The sequence below is a fragment of the Pacificoceanicola algae genome (genome assembly GCF_049341065.1).
Lineage (GTDB): Bacteria > Pseudomonadota > Alphaproteobacteria > Rhodobacterales > Rhodobacteraceae > Pacificoceanicola.
The window spans coordinates 13,838-29,862 of sequence record NZ_JBMPIX010000025.1 but is presented as its reverse complement, the minus strand read 5'-3'; the positions used below and the strand labels follow the sequence as shown (position 1 = coordinate 29,862).

Sequence of the window (16,025 nt, the reverse complement as noted above, 5' to 3'; positions counted from 1 at the left end):
AAATATGTTCTGGTCATGGGAAGCGCCAATGACGCCGAACGCCAGCCATTCAAGTTCTACATTTGAGCGAGTCCGACGATGAGAAACACTCATTCTGCAGCTACCGTTAAGACGCCAAGCCTGATCGACATCGCTGAGTTGCGCGTCTAGCTCATGCCAGTAACCCTAACCCCAATACGGCAGAAAGATTGTTGGTCGGGCTCCACTTGGACGATTGAGGACGAGGACCAGCTTGCTGAGCTCCTGGCCCGCGTCGCAATAGGTCAGTCGCGAACAGTGGAGCGCATATTGCGCGCCACAGGCGATTTGCCCGCGCGCTATCCCAAAGGCGGTTTCGAAGGTGCGCGAAAGCTTTTGACCGTCGGCACTGGCGACAAGACCTACCATCGGGATGGTTGGGTTTTTCAGGTCATTGCGTGGATCGCCGCTCACCGTTTCGACGATGAGGCTCTCATACGGGCTCCACAGATGATTAAAGCGGACAAAGGGTTGGATGGCCTCATTATTGAGTTCGACAGCGACGGCATTGCCCATGTTGTCATCTGCGAAGAGAAGGCGACCAAGAACCCTCGGAACCAAGTTAAATCAAAGGTCTGGCCGGAGTTTGAGCAGTTTGAAACAGGCGGACGAGACAACGAACTCATTGCGTCGGTAACTTCGCTACTTGAGGTATCCAGAGACCCAGACCCCGACGGGACTGTTGCCGATATTCTATGGAATGAAAAACGGGCATACCGCGTGGCGGTGACCGTTGGTGGCAAATATGCATCGGCAAAGGGACGCAAGGGCTTGTTCGAAGGGTATGAGAAGTCTGTACTGGGTGACGTAGCACGCCGGCGCGCCGAAACCTTAGTTTTGGAAGACGTTCGCGACTGGATAGATTGTGTAGCGGAGAAAGCGCTCGTCAAGATCGACAGTGCCGAGGCGGCAGCCAATGTATGATCCCGCAACGTCCGAACTCATCAGGTCCACCCCAGACTTGCCCGACCTGGACCGCGAAGGTTTGCCTGACCGACTTGCACGTGCTTTCGCCGAGATCGTATCGGCAAGGGTACTGCTTCGCGAGAGTGAAAATGGGGAAGAGCTTCTCGAGGACACAATTCGATTTGCACGCCGGTTGGCGCAGACCAATGAAGCATTGGTAGCCATTAATCCCGATAGAGAAAACCGGGCAGCGGCAGGCTTTGTTGCCGCAACGGCTTATCAGTTGGTTCATCAAGCGATCGCTCTACGGGACTCGGACCAGCCAGTTTCATTTGTATCGCCGAATGCGATCAGTCCGGATGTTTCGGCAATGCTCCTGTTCTTGGTAGCCGGGGCATCGGCTGATGCTGCTGAGGTGGCAGACTCTATCCGCATCCCGAGCGGCGATTGGCTGCAGTCGGAACTGATTCTTCACTTGATCATGCTCGCAAAAGGACAAGTTGGTCGTATTCGGAATCGAAAGCGACCGCCCCAAGACCGACTCGTCTCGGGTACCGGTGGCGAGCGAGCCAATGCAGCGCTCTACTATCGACTCTTGCGAGGTGTGCGAGCCTTGGCCTTCGTGCTGCAAGGGCGTCGAGTGAGGGGGATGGTCGATCCAATTGCAGTCTTCTCTGAAGTAAAGTCGCTCGCCGCCGGCGCATCAGATCTGGAGGATACATTCCCCGAAGGTGCAATCGCTGTCTTTCCCGGACCGTTCCATTTGGCCAGTCTCTTGATCGCTGCAGGCTCCGCCCTGATGGAAAGCGCCGTCGTTAACCTACCGCCTCCGGATGGCGTACCTGAGGATCGTTGGACCGAGGCCATGAAAACGGTTGCCGAGACGCGCCCGTATCTGTGGCGTAATCACAAGGACGCCGTCGCCCAAGGGTACCTCAAGATTGGCACATCTGCTGCGATAGGGTTCCCCACTGGAGCCGGGAAGTCGACGACCGCACAACTCAAAATTCATGCAACTTTGTTATCCGGGCGCAAGGCGGTATTCCTAGCTCCTACGCACGCTCTCGTTGATCAGACAGCACGGGACCTGCGCGGTGCATTTCCGCGGGCAACCGTTCGCGGTGAACGTATGGACGAATTCGGGTTTTCTGGGGATAGCGACGAGTTGCCGGACGTCATGGTGATGACTCCAGAAGCCTGTCTCCTTACCAGTCATATGGAACCAGAGCGGTTTGATGACGTCGGTCTTTTGATCTTCGATGAATGTCATCTGATGCATCCGAGCACTGACGGAGACCGGAGAGCAATCGACGCGATGCTATGCATCTTGGGGTTTACCCGCGTTGTACCGGACGCCGATATCGTCCTGATGTCGGCTATGATGAAGAACACATATGAACTGAGCGGTTGGCTGGCGGAGCTGACAGGTAGAAACTCTCTTGCTCTCGACAATGCATGGAAACCAACCCGGCAACTAAGGGGATGCGTCGTTTACGATGAAAAGAGACTTGCTGACCTGCGAAAACTCTTGCGGAATGCTCGCGCAAAAAGCTCCACTGCGGGGGTTCCTGCTGCGGTAAAGCGCAAGCTGACGGCAAAACCAAACGCGTTCTTCAGCGTGAAGCAGACATGGGCGTCACAGGTTCGCCGCGACTATGCTCTTGTACCACTCTTGAACGAAACACTTCAGCTTTCGACAAACAAGTTCTGGAAAGTGACGCCCAACTCCGGTGTCGTTGCATCTTCAGTCGCTGCTGCAGCCGCTGGAGCAGGGCTACGAACTCTCGTCTTTTCTCAATCCATACCGAATGCCTTTTCTATATCAGAAAAGGCTGGGGCAGCACTTGATGAGTGTAGTGTCGAACTGACTGAAACTGAGCAGCGTCTGTATGAGATTTCCGTCGATGAAATGGGTGGTGCTGATCAGCTGTACTTGACTCTAGTGGATGGAAAATTGGCATCCCAGGCTGCGACCCACCATGGACAATTGCTTCCTGAGGAGCGCCAATTGGTGGAGGCACTGTACAAGCGCCAGGGTACGTTGGCGGTGCTCGCAGCAACCCCGACGCTCGGCCAGGGTATGAACTTGCCTGCGGACCTGGTCATCATTGCGGAGGACAGCCAGTTCGACGCATCTTCCGGTCGGAAGGACCTTTTGAATCCAGAGGACCTGCTGAACGCAGCCGGCCGTGCCGGGCGGGCCGGTGAAAGCGCAACCGGTATCGTTCTAGTCATTCCAGGCCAGGTCGTTGGCCTGGACGATGCAGAGAACAGGATCGGTTCAAGATGGAGTAGGCTGCGAGACATATTTGGGCAAACCGATCAGTGTTTGGTATTGGACGATCCATTCACGGCCCTGATGGACCGCATCCACGACAGCGCAACAGACATCGGTGACCTGGAGCGCTACGTCGTCGCGCGCTTGGCTGAAACTGATCAAGGCGACGATGGAAAAGTGGACATACGACTTGGCCTCGCTAGGAGCTTCGCGGCTTATCGTAAACGTCAAGATGCGGATGAAGACTGGGTTGAGAGCAGAACCTCCGCAGCCCTTTCACTGCTGAAGAGTGATGACGGAGACTTGCCCGTCGAGCAGCTGTCTTTGCGCAACACTGCATCCATGTTGGGGTTGCCGGAGGATATCCTGGACGACATGTCAAAGGCGCTCGACATGCACGGTTTTCGAAACTTCGAAACAGTCGACAGCCTGTGCGATTGGGTCTTTGAGTGGCTGATGGTTAAACCGCAATACCTCGTTCGCTTGGTTAAGTTGGAAACCCTAGAGTATCTCTTCGGAACGGAAATCAAGAAGCTCAAAGATGATCGTTCCCGTGCATCCTTTTCTCTTCCGAAGCTTCGCGCAGCCTTGCAGGACTGGATGAACGGCGCACCTCTCATGCAAATTCAGAAGCGGCTTTCAGACAAAACACGCGACAAAAAACGTTCTACCAGTGCCCGAAAATTCGTGATTAGGCTTGTTCCTGATCTCGCCCATCTCATGGGGGCGCCGCTTCAAATCCTTCAGGGTCATGTCAACGTGCATTCCGAGGAAAAGACGGAACCGTGTACAGCGATGGCGTTCGCCAATCGTTGCGTGAGGCGGGGATTTTCAAATGCTGAGATGGCCTCGTTTGGATCACTTATGTGGTCAGCCAAATGGTCGCGGCGTGAAGTCCATCGACAATTCGCAGATATCGTACCCTATCTCAAACCGGCTGCGGTCGGTGAATCTCAAGAGGCATTGGAAGCACGCGTGGAGTCCGCTTCTGAAAGCGAACTAAATAATCGAGATCTGGACGACCTCATCTAACCAGCAAGATTGGACGGCTCGACAACTTCCAGCTCCGGCAGATCCCGCAGGCTCTGCAGATCGAAGGTCACCAGGAAGGTCTCCGTGGTTACGAAGGTATGCGGCGCGCCCGGCCGCGGCGAGCGCGGTCCGCTGGCGATCAGGTCCTTGTAGCGCAGCCGGGCCAACAGGTCGCGGCTGACCTCCTTGCCGAAGATGTCGGCCAGGCCCGCCCGGTCGATCGGCTGATGATAGGCGATGGCGCAAAGTAAACCCATCTCCATCTCGGTGAAGGCAAGCGACTGCTCGCCCAGATCGGCAGCAGCCTTGATCGCGTCCGCGAACTGCGTCCTCGTTCGGAACATCCAACCGCCGGCCACCTGCGCGAGTTCGTAGGGACGACCGGTCAGCTCGGCCTGGATGTCGTCGATCACCATCTCGACCGAGGCTCCCTGCCCTACCACGCGGGCCAGCTCGTCGCGGCCGACCGGCGACGCACTGGCGAAGAGCACCGCCTCGACCCGACCCATCCATTCGCGCCAGCGGAGCTCCTGCGGGAGGTCGTCGAGCTCCCGGTCAAAGACAGCGCCGCCCTCCTTCGCCGGTTTCCGTTTCCTGGTCGTGGTCGTCATGATGCGATCCCGTAGAGCCGGAAGGTCGGTCGTCCAGTCAGTTCCCGTGCAACTCCGAGCTCGACCAGCCGGTCGCAAAACCGCCGCGCGGCGCGGTCAGTCATGGGGATCGAGGTGCCGCGAATGCAAGGAGACAGCATCGACGCAGGCGCCACGGCATCCTCGGTCAGGAACAGCGCGACCGCCGCGTCCGATCCTTTGGCCCGTAGCTTCGGCGCAACGGCGCGAAGGGTCTCGGCGCGTCGGGCCAGATCCCGCGCCACCCGGATCGACTCTTCGATAGCCTCGAGGACCCGCACCTCGACCGCCAGATCGGCCCCCTGCCCTTCTGCAGTCAGGTCGCGCAGAACGGCCTTTGTCAAACGCTGCGCAGTCACAGGCAGCACCTGCTTCCAGTTCAGCGCCCGCGCAAGGACGACGTCCGAGAACAGGCAGGCGGTGCGCTCTGCCCGGTCGTCGGCCTCGAGCACGGCGCCCAGGGCTGCGACGCAACCCGACAACGGACCATGGGTCCGTGCGCGTTCCAATCCCACGTCAAGCCAGACACCCACCTCGCCCGCATACTCCGCTCCAACCAAGTCAGCGATCTCACCCGGGCGCGCCCGCGAACTCTCGCGCCAGAACACCAGAAGATCGCCGTCGGGCCCCCGCGCCTCGCCGGGTGGCGTCAGATGGTAGGCGTCGCGGATATCGGCCTCCCGCGCCAGGCGACCTTCCAGTTTCGAGGTGGCGGTTGCGGCTCTCAGCGCCAGTCGATTGGCGAGCAGCTTCACCGGCACGCCATACCGCGGATCGGAAACCAGCTGATCGAGCACCGTCAGCGCGGCTCCCGACCGAAAGGCCACAGTTTCAAGGGTTTCGACAGGACCGGAGGTGACCCAGCCGGGTAGCTGCGGTAGGGTGCTCAGGTCGTCAGAGATGGTGGCGGGCTGATATGTCATGCCACTACACTAGTCTCGCGCGGCGCTTTCGTCCACAATATGATGTGCAAACCGCCCCGCCTTGTATCATTATGTTATGTCCAATAAGTTTGCCTTATCGGACATAAAAAGACATGCTCTGCGATATGTCAGAAAACCACGAGAAATCGATCTCAAAGCCGCCAAATGGGCCTTCGGTCAGCGAGGACAACGAGAGAGATCAACCCAGCAGCGAGGCTTTGAGCCTTCCTTCCTTTGTGGCTGGTTCAGGCACGCTCGATCGGCTGGTGGATACCGCGCGCGACTATGCCCGCGCCGCGGCCTCGGACAATACGCTGAAGGCCTATGCGAAAGATTGGGCGCATTTCGCGCGCTGGTGCCGGATGAAGGGCGCGGAGCCTCTGCCCCCGTCGCCCGAAATGCTCGGCCTCTACCTAGCCGATCTGGCGTCCGGATCAGGCGTCTCCCCTGCCCTGTCGGTCAGTACAATCGACCGCCGCCTGTCGGGCCTCGGCTGGAACTACGCACAACGCGGCTTCACCCTCGACCGCAAGAACCGCCACATCGCCACCGTACTGGCCGGGATCAAACGCAAACACGCCCGTCCGCCGGTGCAAAAGGAAGCGATCCTGGCCGAGGACATCCTCGCGATGGTCGCCACCTTGCCTTACGACCTGCGCGGTCTGCGAGACCGGGCCATCCTGCTCCTCGGCTATGCTGGGGGCCTCCGACGCTCAGAAATTGTCAGCCTCGACGTGCACAAGGACGACACGCCGGACTCGGGCGGCTGGATCGAGATCTTCGACAAGGGCGCCCTGCTCACCCTCAATGCCAAGACCGGCTGGCGTGAGGTCGAGATCGGACGCGGCTCCAAGGACCAGACCTGCCCTGTCCATGCGCTCGAGCAATGGTTGCACTTCGCCAAGATCGACTTCGGCCCAATTTTCACCGGCACCTCGCGCGATGGCAAGCGGGCATCTGAAACCAGGTTGAACGACAAGCATGTCGCGCGCCTGATCAAGCGCACGGTCCTGGACGCGGGCATCCGGTCGGACCTGCCTGAGAAAGACCGCCTGGCGCTGTTCTCCGGCCATTCGTTGCGCGCCGGTCTCGCCAGCTCGGCAGAAGTCGACGAGCGCTATGTCCAGAAGCAGCTTGGTCACGCAAGCGCCGAAATGACCCGCCGCTATCAGCGGCGCCGCGACAGGTTCCGGGTAAACCTGACCAAAGCCGCCGGTCTCTGAGCCCCTGCCCTATCACGCCGCCTGCCCACTGAGCCTACCATAGAAGCTGCGCTCGAGATGCAGCTCCCCTGCCCCGGCTTTCTCTACCATGCCCCGCAGATAGCCGCCCGGCGAGGCAACCTCGCCCGCACTGTGCTTCTCGAAGACGAGGGCAAACGCGGCCGTGGCCACCTGGGTGCCCATTCGGTCCTGCGCCACGTTCCAGGCATGCTCCGAGATACCGATCATCGGCCTGAGTTGACCGGCAACCCGGTGCAAATCGCCCCAATCCTTGAGGAATCCACCCAAATTGCGCGCCCAAGATGCAAATTCCGGACAGGCCTGCATGATTGTCGGCAGATCGAGAGCTGTGCGCTTCTTGCGCACCTCGGCAACCCAGTCTTCCAGCTCCCTGTCAACCCGCTCTTCCGGTGGCGCATTGGGCACCACACCCGCCGCTTCCTCTTTTTCAGAGGAATTACTAGTTACAGGATCAAGTTGATTTGTAATTAGTATATGAGGTTCACAAATGACCTCCCTGGGGTTCATTTCTTGAGTCTTCTCTATGGCTTGGGCGTGTTTATCATCGGTGTTTTCCACAAGCTTCGCCGCGCCAGTCGCTTTGAGATAGGCCGCCTCCACCCGTTCCTGGAGTTCCTTGAACCAGGTGAGTAAACGTACAAGCTGCTCGGAGGCTTCCTGACGGCGCGGAAGACGGTCCAAAAGCTCCTCAAAGAGCCCCGTGAATTGCCTCCAAGGCCCACGCAGCGCGCTGCTGAGAGCTGCCTCGATCCGGGCTCGGATCATCCGGCGCGCCACAGTGATCTGGCGCTTCAGGCGCTGGCAGAGTTCGCGCTCGGCCTGCAACTCGGTATGAAGTCCCTCGAACTCCTCGACACGGGCGGAAAGCGGTGACAGATCGAAGCCATAGGCCTCGACGATACGCCCCTCAGTGTCCCTGCGGCCCCACCGCTTGCCATTGGGGCTGTCTTGGAAGGAGATCACGCCGATCTCAGCAAGACGCCGCGCGTGGCGCTTGAGCGCGGAGAGCGAGAACCCCATCTGCTCCATCAGATAGGCGTTCGACGCCCAGACGATCGGGCGCTGCCCCTCCTCCCAGTCCTGGGCCTGGGTAAACGCCCCCAGTGTATCGAGGAGCATCATGTCGCCAGCCTTCAGGCCGATATGTGCCCCAACGCGTTTGAGCGCGACAAATGCTCGTGTTTTGGGTACTGCTACCCGTTCACCGGCTTGGGCAAGTTGCTCAGCAACCCCAAGACCCGGTGTCGGCTTGCGCCAACCTGTATGTTTCATGCCTGTATCTCACCTCCGGTTAGTTGGAGGCAAAAGAAAGCCGTTCGCTCAAAAGCGTTCGTCGTTGACAGTGATTCGTGGGAGAGGTATCTTCTAAGCGACCAAACTTTTCAGATTAGCTCTCAGGCCACGCTGCTTGGGGGCTTTTCTTTTGCCTAGATCATTGTTCCGACTGCTCCTCTTTTGTAGCGAGGAATTCGCTGTAGAGCTGATCCAGTCGACCGGAGAGAAAGTCCCCGAACTCGGTTGAATCTTGCGCCGTTAGCGAAATACTGAACGCCTTACCGGACCGACCGATGACGCCTTTGATTCGGCCTTTGCCGGCGGTCCAGGTGCGTTTCTTGGGCGCAGCGCGTGCTTTCCGGCGCTTCGGCGCCCTGCCGGCTTCTCCCAGTTTGCTGTGCAAGAACTCGAAGCGAGCATCACTATCGAGATGCTGAAACCCGTCAAACTCCAAGGCTTCTTTAAGGATCTTGTCATTCGCGGGCTCCAAAGCCAGCTTTTTGAAATCCTCCCAGCGATCACGCCCGATCTGCTTGGCTGGGCCAATCTGCTCGATAACATCCCGTGGAACGTTCTGAGTCACCGACAGCATGCGCGAAAGCAGTGTCCCATCAATGGTCAACGCAGCCTGGATCACATCCTTTGCCTGCCCCATATCCAAGAGACTCTTCGCAAACAGCGCCTTCTCGATGAACGAGAGATCTGCGCGCGCCGTATTTTCCTGCCCTTGAGCAAGAATGTGCGCTACATCGTCCATTGGTTTGACGACAGCGCGAACCTTACGGTCGAGCGCCGACGCAACTCGCACACGGCGATGCCCGAAGACAATCATATAGCGACCGTCTAATTTCGGGTGCGGGCGAAGCAATACTGGTGTGTCCTGGCGTCCGGCTGCGATCGAAGCCTTCAGTTCATCGAACGCCTGGTCGTCATCGCTGAGGCGATCCGAGACAAAGGACACGTCGATCAATTGTGGATCGATCTCCACAATCGTTTCCCCTTCGAGGAGACGCTTCGAGTTCTCCGCGAGGCTGTCGATTGAAACTTTCATCGACTTCGAAGCACCGCGCATTGCGTATCCAGAGCGGCCAGAATCCTTGGGTTGCTCCGGGGAACCGCTCATGACGCTTTTCAGGAGGTCTTTCCGAGCCATCAAGCCATCTCCTTTTCGTCAGAATCCAACCGACGCGCGCCAAACATTTCGACAGTTGCACGGCTGTCAAAACTGGCGCTCTGCACGGCTGTCAAAACCACAGTCATTCTCGCCCCCAAGCCTTGTGGATCAGCTCTGCGATCTCGTCGTTCACGTCGTTCAAAGAAGTGACAGCGCGATCATAGGTGGTCCGGACGAACTGCGACCGCTCAACTTCATAGAGCGTCTGCTTCGTGATCCCTGCGTCGGATATCGCGGTTGATTTCAACACCGGAGCCGACAGCATCTGATTTGGAAACATTGCCTGGAGGAACCCGACCATCTGCTTTTGGGGGCCGTCCGTCGGTTCAAATCGCGTTACCAGGTAACGGAACCACTTCAGGCGCATGTTTGCTCCAGCGTCTCGGATCGTCTTCATGATCCCGCCCAACATCAGAAGAAACTGGCTCATCGACATGACGTCCAGCATCTGAGGATGGACGGTCACAATCACCGAAGATGAGGCCGTCAGAGCGGTGAGCGTCAGGTAGCCCAACTGAGGGGGGCAGTCGATTACGACCACATCATAGCGCTCATCGACCTCGCCGAGCGCTTTGGATATCCGAGTGAAGAAGGTTCGGCCCTCATGGGGGTCGTTGCTCGTCAGCGCAACCGGGGTATCATATTCGTACTCTTGCAGTTCGAGGCTTGCCGGAACGATATCCAGATTTGGAAAGTTCGTCGGTCGGATTACTTCGGAGATGGGCTTGCGCTCGTCATCATACCGGAGTGTCTCATAAAGCGATGGCACGTTGTCGAGTTCAGGCTGAATACCGTGCAAAGCTGTCAGCGAAGCTTGAGGATCCAAGTCGATCGCAAGAACGCGATGCCCCTTCAACGCCAAATGCTGAGCGAGATGAGCTGCGGTGGTGGTCTTTCCGCTGCCCCCTTTGAAGTTCACGACAGACACAACGTGCAACTCTTCGCCTGGCTGTCGGTAGGGCACATATCGACGCTTGCCGGGGCGACCATGTTTGTCCAGATAAGCTCTCAGCTCGAGCATCTGCTCCGCAGAGTAGCTACGCCTTCCGGATGACGACGTTTCAGGCTCGGGGCCTTTGCCCTCGAGGTGAAGCTTCTTGATGGTCGACTGGGTTACGCCAAGATAGTAGGCAACCTCCGCCAGCGAAAACTGACGTAGACCTTTCTGGGCATCTGGAGGATACTGTTCCTGCCGCAACATATTGAGACGGTCAGAAATCAACTCTCCCTGCTGAAGGATGATCTCGTCGAAGGGTTGATCCTTCGTATCAGCCTTGAATGACCTATCTCGCATCCGCCTGCCCTCTAAATATCGCTTTTTCAGCGATTTCGCTCTTTAAAGTGTCATCTACACGGAAAAATGAGTCTTAACAACGATTTTCACCCAGAGGTTCGAACCCACTCGATGCACCAGGCGGTTTAGATGCGGCGACAACCTGTAGCGATCACGGAACACCGCGGCTCAATATATAGGGACAATAGCGACATCTTCGACGCAGATATTGGGTCATGTCTCGCGGCGATGCCTCTGTAACCATCTGTTTTATTTTGAATTTATGCGACTGCACGGCTGTCAAAACACATGCAGATCTAGGACTCGAAACGCCCGACAGCGCCTCGAAACCTAGGGTCAGGATGCATTGATTTTCGAAGCGCTGCGTGATTCACGGCTCTAAAAACGGAGCGGTGACATGAGCGACCTTTACTGGCTGACCGACGAGCAGATGGCCAAACTTGCCCCTTTCTTCCCGAAGTCGCACGGCAAGCCACGGGTCGATGACAGACGCGTGTTGAGCGGGATTATCTTTATCAATCGCAATGGGTTGCGCTGGCGGGATGCGCCGCGGGAATATGGTCCGCACAAGACGCTGTATAGCCGATGGAAGCGTTGGAGCGAGAAAGGCATCTTCGCGCAGATGATGGTCGGCCTGGCTGCCGAACACGGCGAGGAAAAGACCGTGATGATCGACGCGACCTATTTGAAGGCACACCGCACCGCGACCAGCATGGCCGCGAAAAAGGGGGGCGTGGACGCCTGATCGGTCGGACCAAGGGCGGCATGAACACCAAACTGCATGCCATCTGCGATAGCCAAGGGCGGCCGCTCAACCTGTTCGTCACCGCCGGCCAAGTCAGCGACTACATCGGCGCGCGGGCGCTGCTCAGCAGCCTGCCAAAGGTCGACTGGTTGCTCGGGGATCGTGGCTATGACGCCGACTGGTTCAGGGACGCGTTAAAAGACAAAGAGATACGGGCCTGCATCCCTGGCAGAAAGCAACGCAAGACGCCGGTCAAATACGACAAGCGCCGATACAAACGACGCAACCGCATCGAGATCATGTTCGGCAGGCTCAAGGACTGGCGGCGTGTGGCGACACGCTATGATCGTTGTCCCAGGGTCTTCCTCTCAGCCATCGCTCTGGCCGCAACCGTCATCTATTGGTTATGAATCCTGACCCTAGGGTGCCAAAACGAACAGTATCGGCCGGGCCTTACAAACGGACTATGATCATTTGCTGCCGTTCCGCTCTTCAATCACGGCAGACCAACATATAACCAAGTCGCTTCGGGGGCCTAGAAGGCAGCGGAAATCGGCTGGGTTGCCCCAGCCGATTCTTTGCGTCACGCGGCGTCCTTTGGCCCCCAGGGGATGACGGCCTGCAGGGACAGATCGTCCTGGTTCGCCGCCTTGCCGAGGTTCGCGTTGAAGCCGTGATCGCGGATGGTCAGCGTGTAGTAGTCGGCGCCGGTCTCCTTGTTCTGCTTCTTCCAGATGCCGCCGCACTCGACCAGCTTGCCACGCGGGGAGCGGCCGAGGACGCGGTGCGTGGGGGCCATCGGGTTCGTGCTCGCGACGGGTTCGACCGTGATGTCGAGGTCGAAGGTCAGGGTCGAGATGGAGCCGACGCCCTTCGCGGTTTCGATGTCGGCGCTGGTGAATTTGATGCAGTTCGTGGTCATTGCTCTTCTCCTTGTTTGCGTTGCAATGATGGTCCCCTTGCAGCTGGCCAAGGCCCGGCCACACCGAAGGCGAAGCGCAGCGGAGAGGGGCAGGCGCCGGTCTTTTTGATCCGCGCGGAATGGCCCGCAGGGGCAAGGGAAAAAGATCGGCGACAACCTTTGTGGACGGGACGACAGCTGCGACCAGCATGTCATGCAACTCAGACATCGGGAGAAGTGTGTTGGCCAAGAAGGAAGGTAGTGAACAGCCGAGGGAGACGCTGCAGCGGGCAATCAACTGTGAAGCCGACGTACTAGCCTAGAGGAGCCGACAGGTCGCACTCTCGGGAACAAGAAATCCAAACTCAGCGTAGCGTCTGTGGCTTTACGACCGAAGAAGTGAGGCTAGTAGTCCTCAAAAAGATGCCATAGGGCAGGGGGGACCGGTCAGGAGAATATCTCTGGCAAAGACCCTCGGTTCCGAAGCGGCCACTTAACGATCGTGCGGCAAACGGCAGCTGTGAGCCCAGAGTGAGCGATGCTGCGCGCTCCACCAATGTCAGTTTTGGTGGTGATCGGCGAAATTGTGTATTTTTGGAAGCACCGCCAAAAGCTCTACAAAGTGTTCGCGGTGCGCGGTATCACGGGAACCCCGCACGCATGTATGCGATGATTTTCCAGATTTCTTCTTCAGTCAGCGCTTCCCTGAAGGCTGGCATTTCTGTTCCGAAGCGCTGACCGCCCTCAGAAATTGCCCAGAGCAGATACTCGTCTCCCGACATCGGCATCTGAACAAACCATCTAAGGAGAGCCGGAGAAGGCACGAGAGACCGACCGGCCTCACCATCCCCGAGACCCTCGGCTCCATGACAACTTGCGCAGTTCGCTGTGTATAGCGTCTGGCCTTCCGCGATAACTTCAGGCGTCGCGCGAATAGTGCTCCGAGCGCCCCGATAAGCTGCGGGCACGCACTCGTTCATGTAAGTCCAATGTCGTTGCATGCGCTGTTGCTGGCCCGGACCCATGTTGCCGTGTCCCCAGCCAGGCATGCGTTCAGACCACATGTGGTTCGGTCCCATTGGCCCGTGACCACACCCAATCGCCTCGCTGCTGCTGTGCGAAGGCTACAGTAGCAGAGATCATACACACCGCAACCATACCAAAATAGCGTGATTTATGCTGCTTCATAGTCTTCTCCTTATGGTTTCCGATCAATGAAATTGCCGTCAGGCTGCTTCGTAACTCGTGAACACTTCGGTGTTACCGTCGCGCCGGATCAGAAATACATCGTAGGCTTCATGCTGATCTTCTGGCCCCATTCCGTGTGATCCATAGGGCATGCCGGGAACGGCGAGACCGACTGCGTCTCGGCGTTCGTCCAGAAGGCGACGAATGTCTGCTGCGGGCACATGGCCCTCGATCATATAGCCTTCGATCTCGCCTGTGTGGCACGATATCATCTCTTGGGGGATGCCATTGTCCAACTTGTGTCGGACCAGAAGTGTTCCAAAGCTGCGCTCCTCGGTCACACGGAAGCCTTCAGCCCGAAGAATATCAGCCCAAACCCGGCAACAGCTGCAATACGGGTCCTTAAGAACGTGGATCGACGGAGCTCCCTGCGCAATCGCGGCGAAGGGTGCAATGCTGGTAAGACCTACAGCGGCTATAATAATTTGACGGCGCGTTACATCAATATCAGTCGTCCTTTAGCTCTGTCCTAGTCTATTTCATCGCTTAGTGGCTGCTTATCTCCCGCGATAGTTGTCGCAGGCCTCAACGCCCCCTGCGACCACATCGAGAAGTGCGTCCACATCGCTCAACAGCGTTGCGATACGTGCGCTACTGATACGGTAGCGGATGAAGCGCCCATCTCGGTCGCTGTTAACTAGCCCGCACTCCAACAAGCATCGCAAGTGGTTGGATACGTTTGGTTGTGATAGTCCCGTACGCTCGACGAGTTCGTGAACAACCAGCGGCTCCCCGCACAGCGCGCCGAGAATAGACAAGCGGCTTGGGTCGGCAAAGCCGCGAAATAGTTTTGCGCGTTGTTCAATGGTACCGACCTTGCGGTCCACAACGATCTGCGTCATATCATTGCTCACTGATATATTATCCTTTGATCCACTTTAGCAGGAGAACTGCGATCATGGCCAACGCTGATAGCACCGGTTCGGCGGCAGATATCCCATCCTTCCGTTACCGCGTTTCCGGTATGGATTGCGCCAAGGATGCCGCCCAGATCGAGCGGGCGGCGCAATCTGCAGGTATCGCGCCTGACGCCGTGAAAGTGTCTACTGCAACGCACATAATGACTTTGACAGCTCCCGAAGCGCGCTTGCCGGAAATTGAAAAAGCCGTCGAGACAACAGGGTATGGGTTTGACCGCATCGAGAGCGACGAAGATATTCAGCAAGGTGCGGCCCATCAGGACCCTGGCTATCGCCGCGCGCTCTGGATCGTTGTGATCCTGAATGTTGGTTATGGCGTTCTTGAAATGATCGGCGGGTTCATTGCCGGGTCACAGGCCGTGAAGGCCGACGCGTTGGATTTCATCGGCGACGGCGCAATCACCTTCCTCGGCCTGTTGGCCATCGGCTGGAGCCTCGCTTGGCGAGCGCGGTCGGCTCTGATCCAGGGCATCTTCCTCGGCCTGCTTGGTCTTGGAGTCTTTGGCACGACCATCATAAGGGCATTCGAGCCGACAACCCCAGACGCCACTTTGATGGGGATTCTGGGCCTGATTGCTCTTGTGATAAATGTCATCTCCGTGCTGCCGTTGCTGCGGTACCGCAAGGGCGACGCGAACATGCGCGCTGTCTGGCTGTTCTCGCGCAACGACGCCATCGGCAACGCCGCAGTCGTTATCGCCGCCGGGCTGGTGGTTTGGCTAGGCAGCGCATGGCCCGATCTCATCGTAGCCTTCGGGATCGCCGGACTGTTCCTGCACTCGTCATGGGCGATCATCCGCGACGCGCGGGCCGATCTGAAGGCGGTGGCATGAACAGCCGCGTTCTCGGTGGGCTTTGCGCCATCGCCGCGTTTGGTGTTGATCAGGGCACCAAGGCTCTTGCCCTGAACTCCCCGGCGCTTGAGAACGGGGTCGAGGTTCTGCCCTTTCTCAACCTCGTGCGGGTTTTGAACGATGGGGTCAGCTTCGGTATGCTCGGCGGGGTCGTACCCTGGTGGGGTCTGGTCGCACTTGCTGCCGTGGTCGTGGCATGGCTGCTGATCTGGCTGTGGAAGGCTCCGGACAGGCTGACAGGTGCGGCGCTCGGTCTGATCATCGGAGGCGCGCTTGGCAATATCCTTGACCGTCTGCGCTATCAGGCCGTCCCTGACTTTCTCGACTTCCACTACGGGTCATACCACTGGCCGTCCTTCAACTTGGCTGACGTGGCGATCTTTTGTGGGGCAGCATTGCTGTTCTGGGACAGCTTTCGCGCGACGAAAGGTAAGCCGGGACATCAGGTACAAGACCAACGCGAGGGAAATATCACGGGGAGATAAACGATGTCCGGCATACCATCCGCAAAGGGCTTCGACAGCACGTTCGCCCAACTGCGCAACCCAAGGCCCGCACAAGACATGCCATCCAAAAGGAGAAAT

The 16,025-nt window shown here is 58.0% G+C and carries 16 protein-coding genes; 7 read left to right on the top strand and 9 right to left on the bottom strand.

Going from position 1 to position 16,025, the window contains the following annotated elements:
• Positions 1-288: 288 nt before the first annotated feature.
• Both ACOYQJ_RS22305 and ACOYQJ_RS22300 read left to right on the top strand, forming a co-directional pair.
• Entirely contained in the window at positions 289-942 is a 654-nt protein-coding gene (locus ACOYQJ_RS22305; protein WP_224769587.1) for a hypothetical protein, read from the top strand.
• On the top strand, positions 935-4,234 hold the full coding sequence (locus ACOYQJ_RS22300) for a DEAD/DEAH box helicase (protein ID WP_037930934.1): 3,300 nt from the start codon (positions 935-937) through the stop codon (positions 4,232-4,234). Before ACOYQJ_RS22305 ends, ACOYQJ_RS22300 begins: the two co-directional genes overlap by 8 nt.
• Here ACOYQJ_RS22300 and scpB read toward each other — a convergent pair.
• Both scpB and ACOYQJ_RS22290 read right to left on the bottom strand, forming a co-directional pair.
• A complete protein-coding gene (gene scpB / locus ACOYQJ_RS22295) occupies positions 4,231-4,845 on the bottom strand; it encodes an SMC-Scp complex subunit ScpB (protein WP_037930937.1) in 615 nt (204 codons plus the stop codon). The genes ACOYQJ_RS22300 and scpB overlap by 4 nt on opposite strands.
• Complete coding sequence (locus ACOYQJ_RS22290) at positions 4,842-5,786, bottom strand: DUF1403 family protein (protein ID WP_040181263.1); 945 nt, start codon at positions 5,784-5,786, stop codon at positions 4,842-4,844. Before ACOYQJ_RS22290 ends, scpB begins: the two co-directional genes overlap by 4 nt.
• Before the next feature lie 125 nt (positions 5,787-5,911).
• Here ACOYQJ_RS22290 and ACOYQJ_RS22285 point away from each other — a divergent pair, with 125 nt between their 5' ends.
• Positions 5,912-7,009, top strand: coding sequence for a tyrosine-type recombinase/integrase (locus ACOYQJ_RS22285; RefSeq protein ID WP_412556588.1), 1,098 nt, complete (start codon positions 5,912-5,914; stop codon positions 7,007-7,009).
• 12 nt (positions 7,010-7,021) lie between these two features.
• On the opposite strand, the gene repC is transcribed toward ACOYQJ_RS22285, so the two are convergent.
• The 3 genes from repC to repA form a co-directional block, all read right to left on the bottom strand.
• Positions 7,022-8,302, bottom strand: coding sequence for a plasmid replication protein RepC (gene repC / locus ACOYQJ_RS22280; protein ID WP_422908154.1), 1,281 nt, complete (start codon positions 8,300-8,302; stop codon positions 7,022-7,024).
• Positions 8,303-8,462: 160 nt separating this feature from the next.
• Positions 8,463-9,458, bottom strand: a complete 996-nt coding sequence (repB, locus tag ACOYQJ_RS22275; RefSeq protein WP_327566018.1) for a plasmid partitioning protein RepB — start codon at positions 9,456-9,458, stop codon at positions 8,463-8,465.
• Between the two features lie 103 nt (positions 9,459-9,561).
• On the bottom strand, positions 9,562-10,773 hold the full coding sequence (repA, locus tag ACOYQJ_RS22270) for a plasmid partitioning protein RepA (RefSeq protein ID WP_327566017.1): 1,212 nt from the start codon (positions 10,771-10,773) through the stop codon (positions 9,562-9,564).
• Between the two features lie 397 nt (positions 10,774-11,170).
• Between repA and ACOYQJ_RS22265 the strand changes: the two genes are divergently transcribed.
• Positions 11,171-11,928, top strand: a protein-coding gene (locus tag ACOYQJ_RS22265; protein WP_422908153.1) for an IS5 family transposase whose coding sequence is annotated in 2 segments (ribosomal slippage) — positions 11,171-11,495 and positions 11,495-11,928 — 759 coding nt in all. Because the reading frame shifts where the segments join, the coding sequence is not laid out codon by codon here.
• Positions 11,929-12,101: 173 nt separating this feature from the next.
• Here ACOYQJ_RS22265 and ACOYQJ_RS22260 read toward each other — a convergent pair.
• Complete coding sequence (locus ACOYQJ_RS22260; protein WP_017470241.1) at positions 12,102-12,440, bottom strand: DUF736 domain-containing protein; 339 nt, start codon at positions 12,438-12,440, stop codon at positions 12,102-12,104.
• Positions 12,441-12,950: 510 nt separating this feature from the next.
• Between ACOYQJ_RS22260 and ACOYQJ_RS22255 the strand changes: the two genes are divergently transcribed.
• Positions 12,951-13,157 (top strand): hypothetical protein, encoded by a 207-nt coding sequence (locus ACOYQJ_RS22255; RefSeq protein WP_162797850.1) that lies wholly within the window; start codon positions 12,951-12,953, stop codon positions 13,155-13,157.
• On the opposite strand, the gene ACOYQJ_RS22250 is transcribed toward ACOYQJ_RS22255, so the two are convergent.
• From ACOYQJ_RS22250 to ACOYQJ_RS22240, 3 genes are all read right to left on the bottom strand, one after another.
• Entirely contained in the window at positions 13,061-13,399 is a 339-nt protein-coding gene (locus tag ACOYQJ_RS22250; RefSeq protein WP_231036370.1) for a c-type cytochrome, read from the bottom strand. The genes ACOYQJ_RS22255 and ACOYQJ_RS22250 overlap by 97 nt on opposite strands.
• Positions 13,400-13,645: 246 nt before the next feature.
• Positions 13,646-14,113 carry a DUF411 domain-containing protein gene (locus ACOYQJ_RS22245; RefSeq protein ID WP_422908160.1) on the bottom strand — a complete coding sequence of 156 codons (468 nt, stop codon included), beginning with the start codon at positions 14,111-14,113 and terminating at the stop codon, positions 13,646-13,648.
• Between the two features lie 51 nt (positions 14,114-14,164).
• Positions 14,165-14,509: an ArsR/SmtB family transcription factor gene (locus ACOYQJ_RS22240; RefSeq protein WP_046212131.1), complete on the bottom strand. Its 345-nt coding sequence runs from the start codon at positions 14,507-14,509 to the stop codon at positions 14,165-14,167.
• A gap of 56 nt (positions 14,510-14,565) precedes the next feature.
• On the opposite strand from ACOYQJ_RS22240, the gene ACOYQJ_RS22235 reads away from it, so the two are divergent.
• Positions 14,566-15,420: a cation efflux transmembrane domain-containing protein gene (locus ACOYQJ_RS22235; RefSeq protein WP_028284971.1), complete on the top strand. Its 855-nt coding sequence runs from the start codon at positions 14,566-14,568 to the stop codon at positions 15,418-15,420.
• Positions 15,417-15,926: a signal peptidase II gene (gene lspA / locus ACOYQJ_RS22230; RefSeq protein ID WP_219581306.1), complete on the top strand. Its 510-nt coding sequence runs from the start codon at positions 15,417-15,419 to the stop codon at positions 15,924-15,926. The genes ACOYQJ_RS22235 and lspA overlap by 4 nt, the downstream gene beginning before the upstream one ends.
• Positions 15,927-16,025 lie beyond the last annotated feature (99 nt).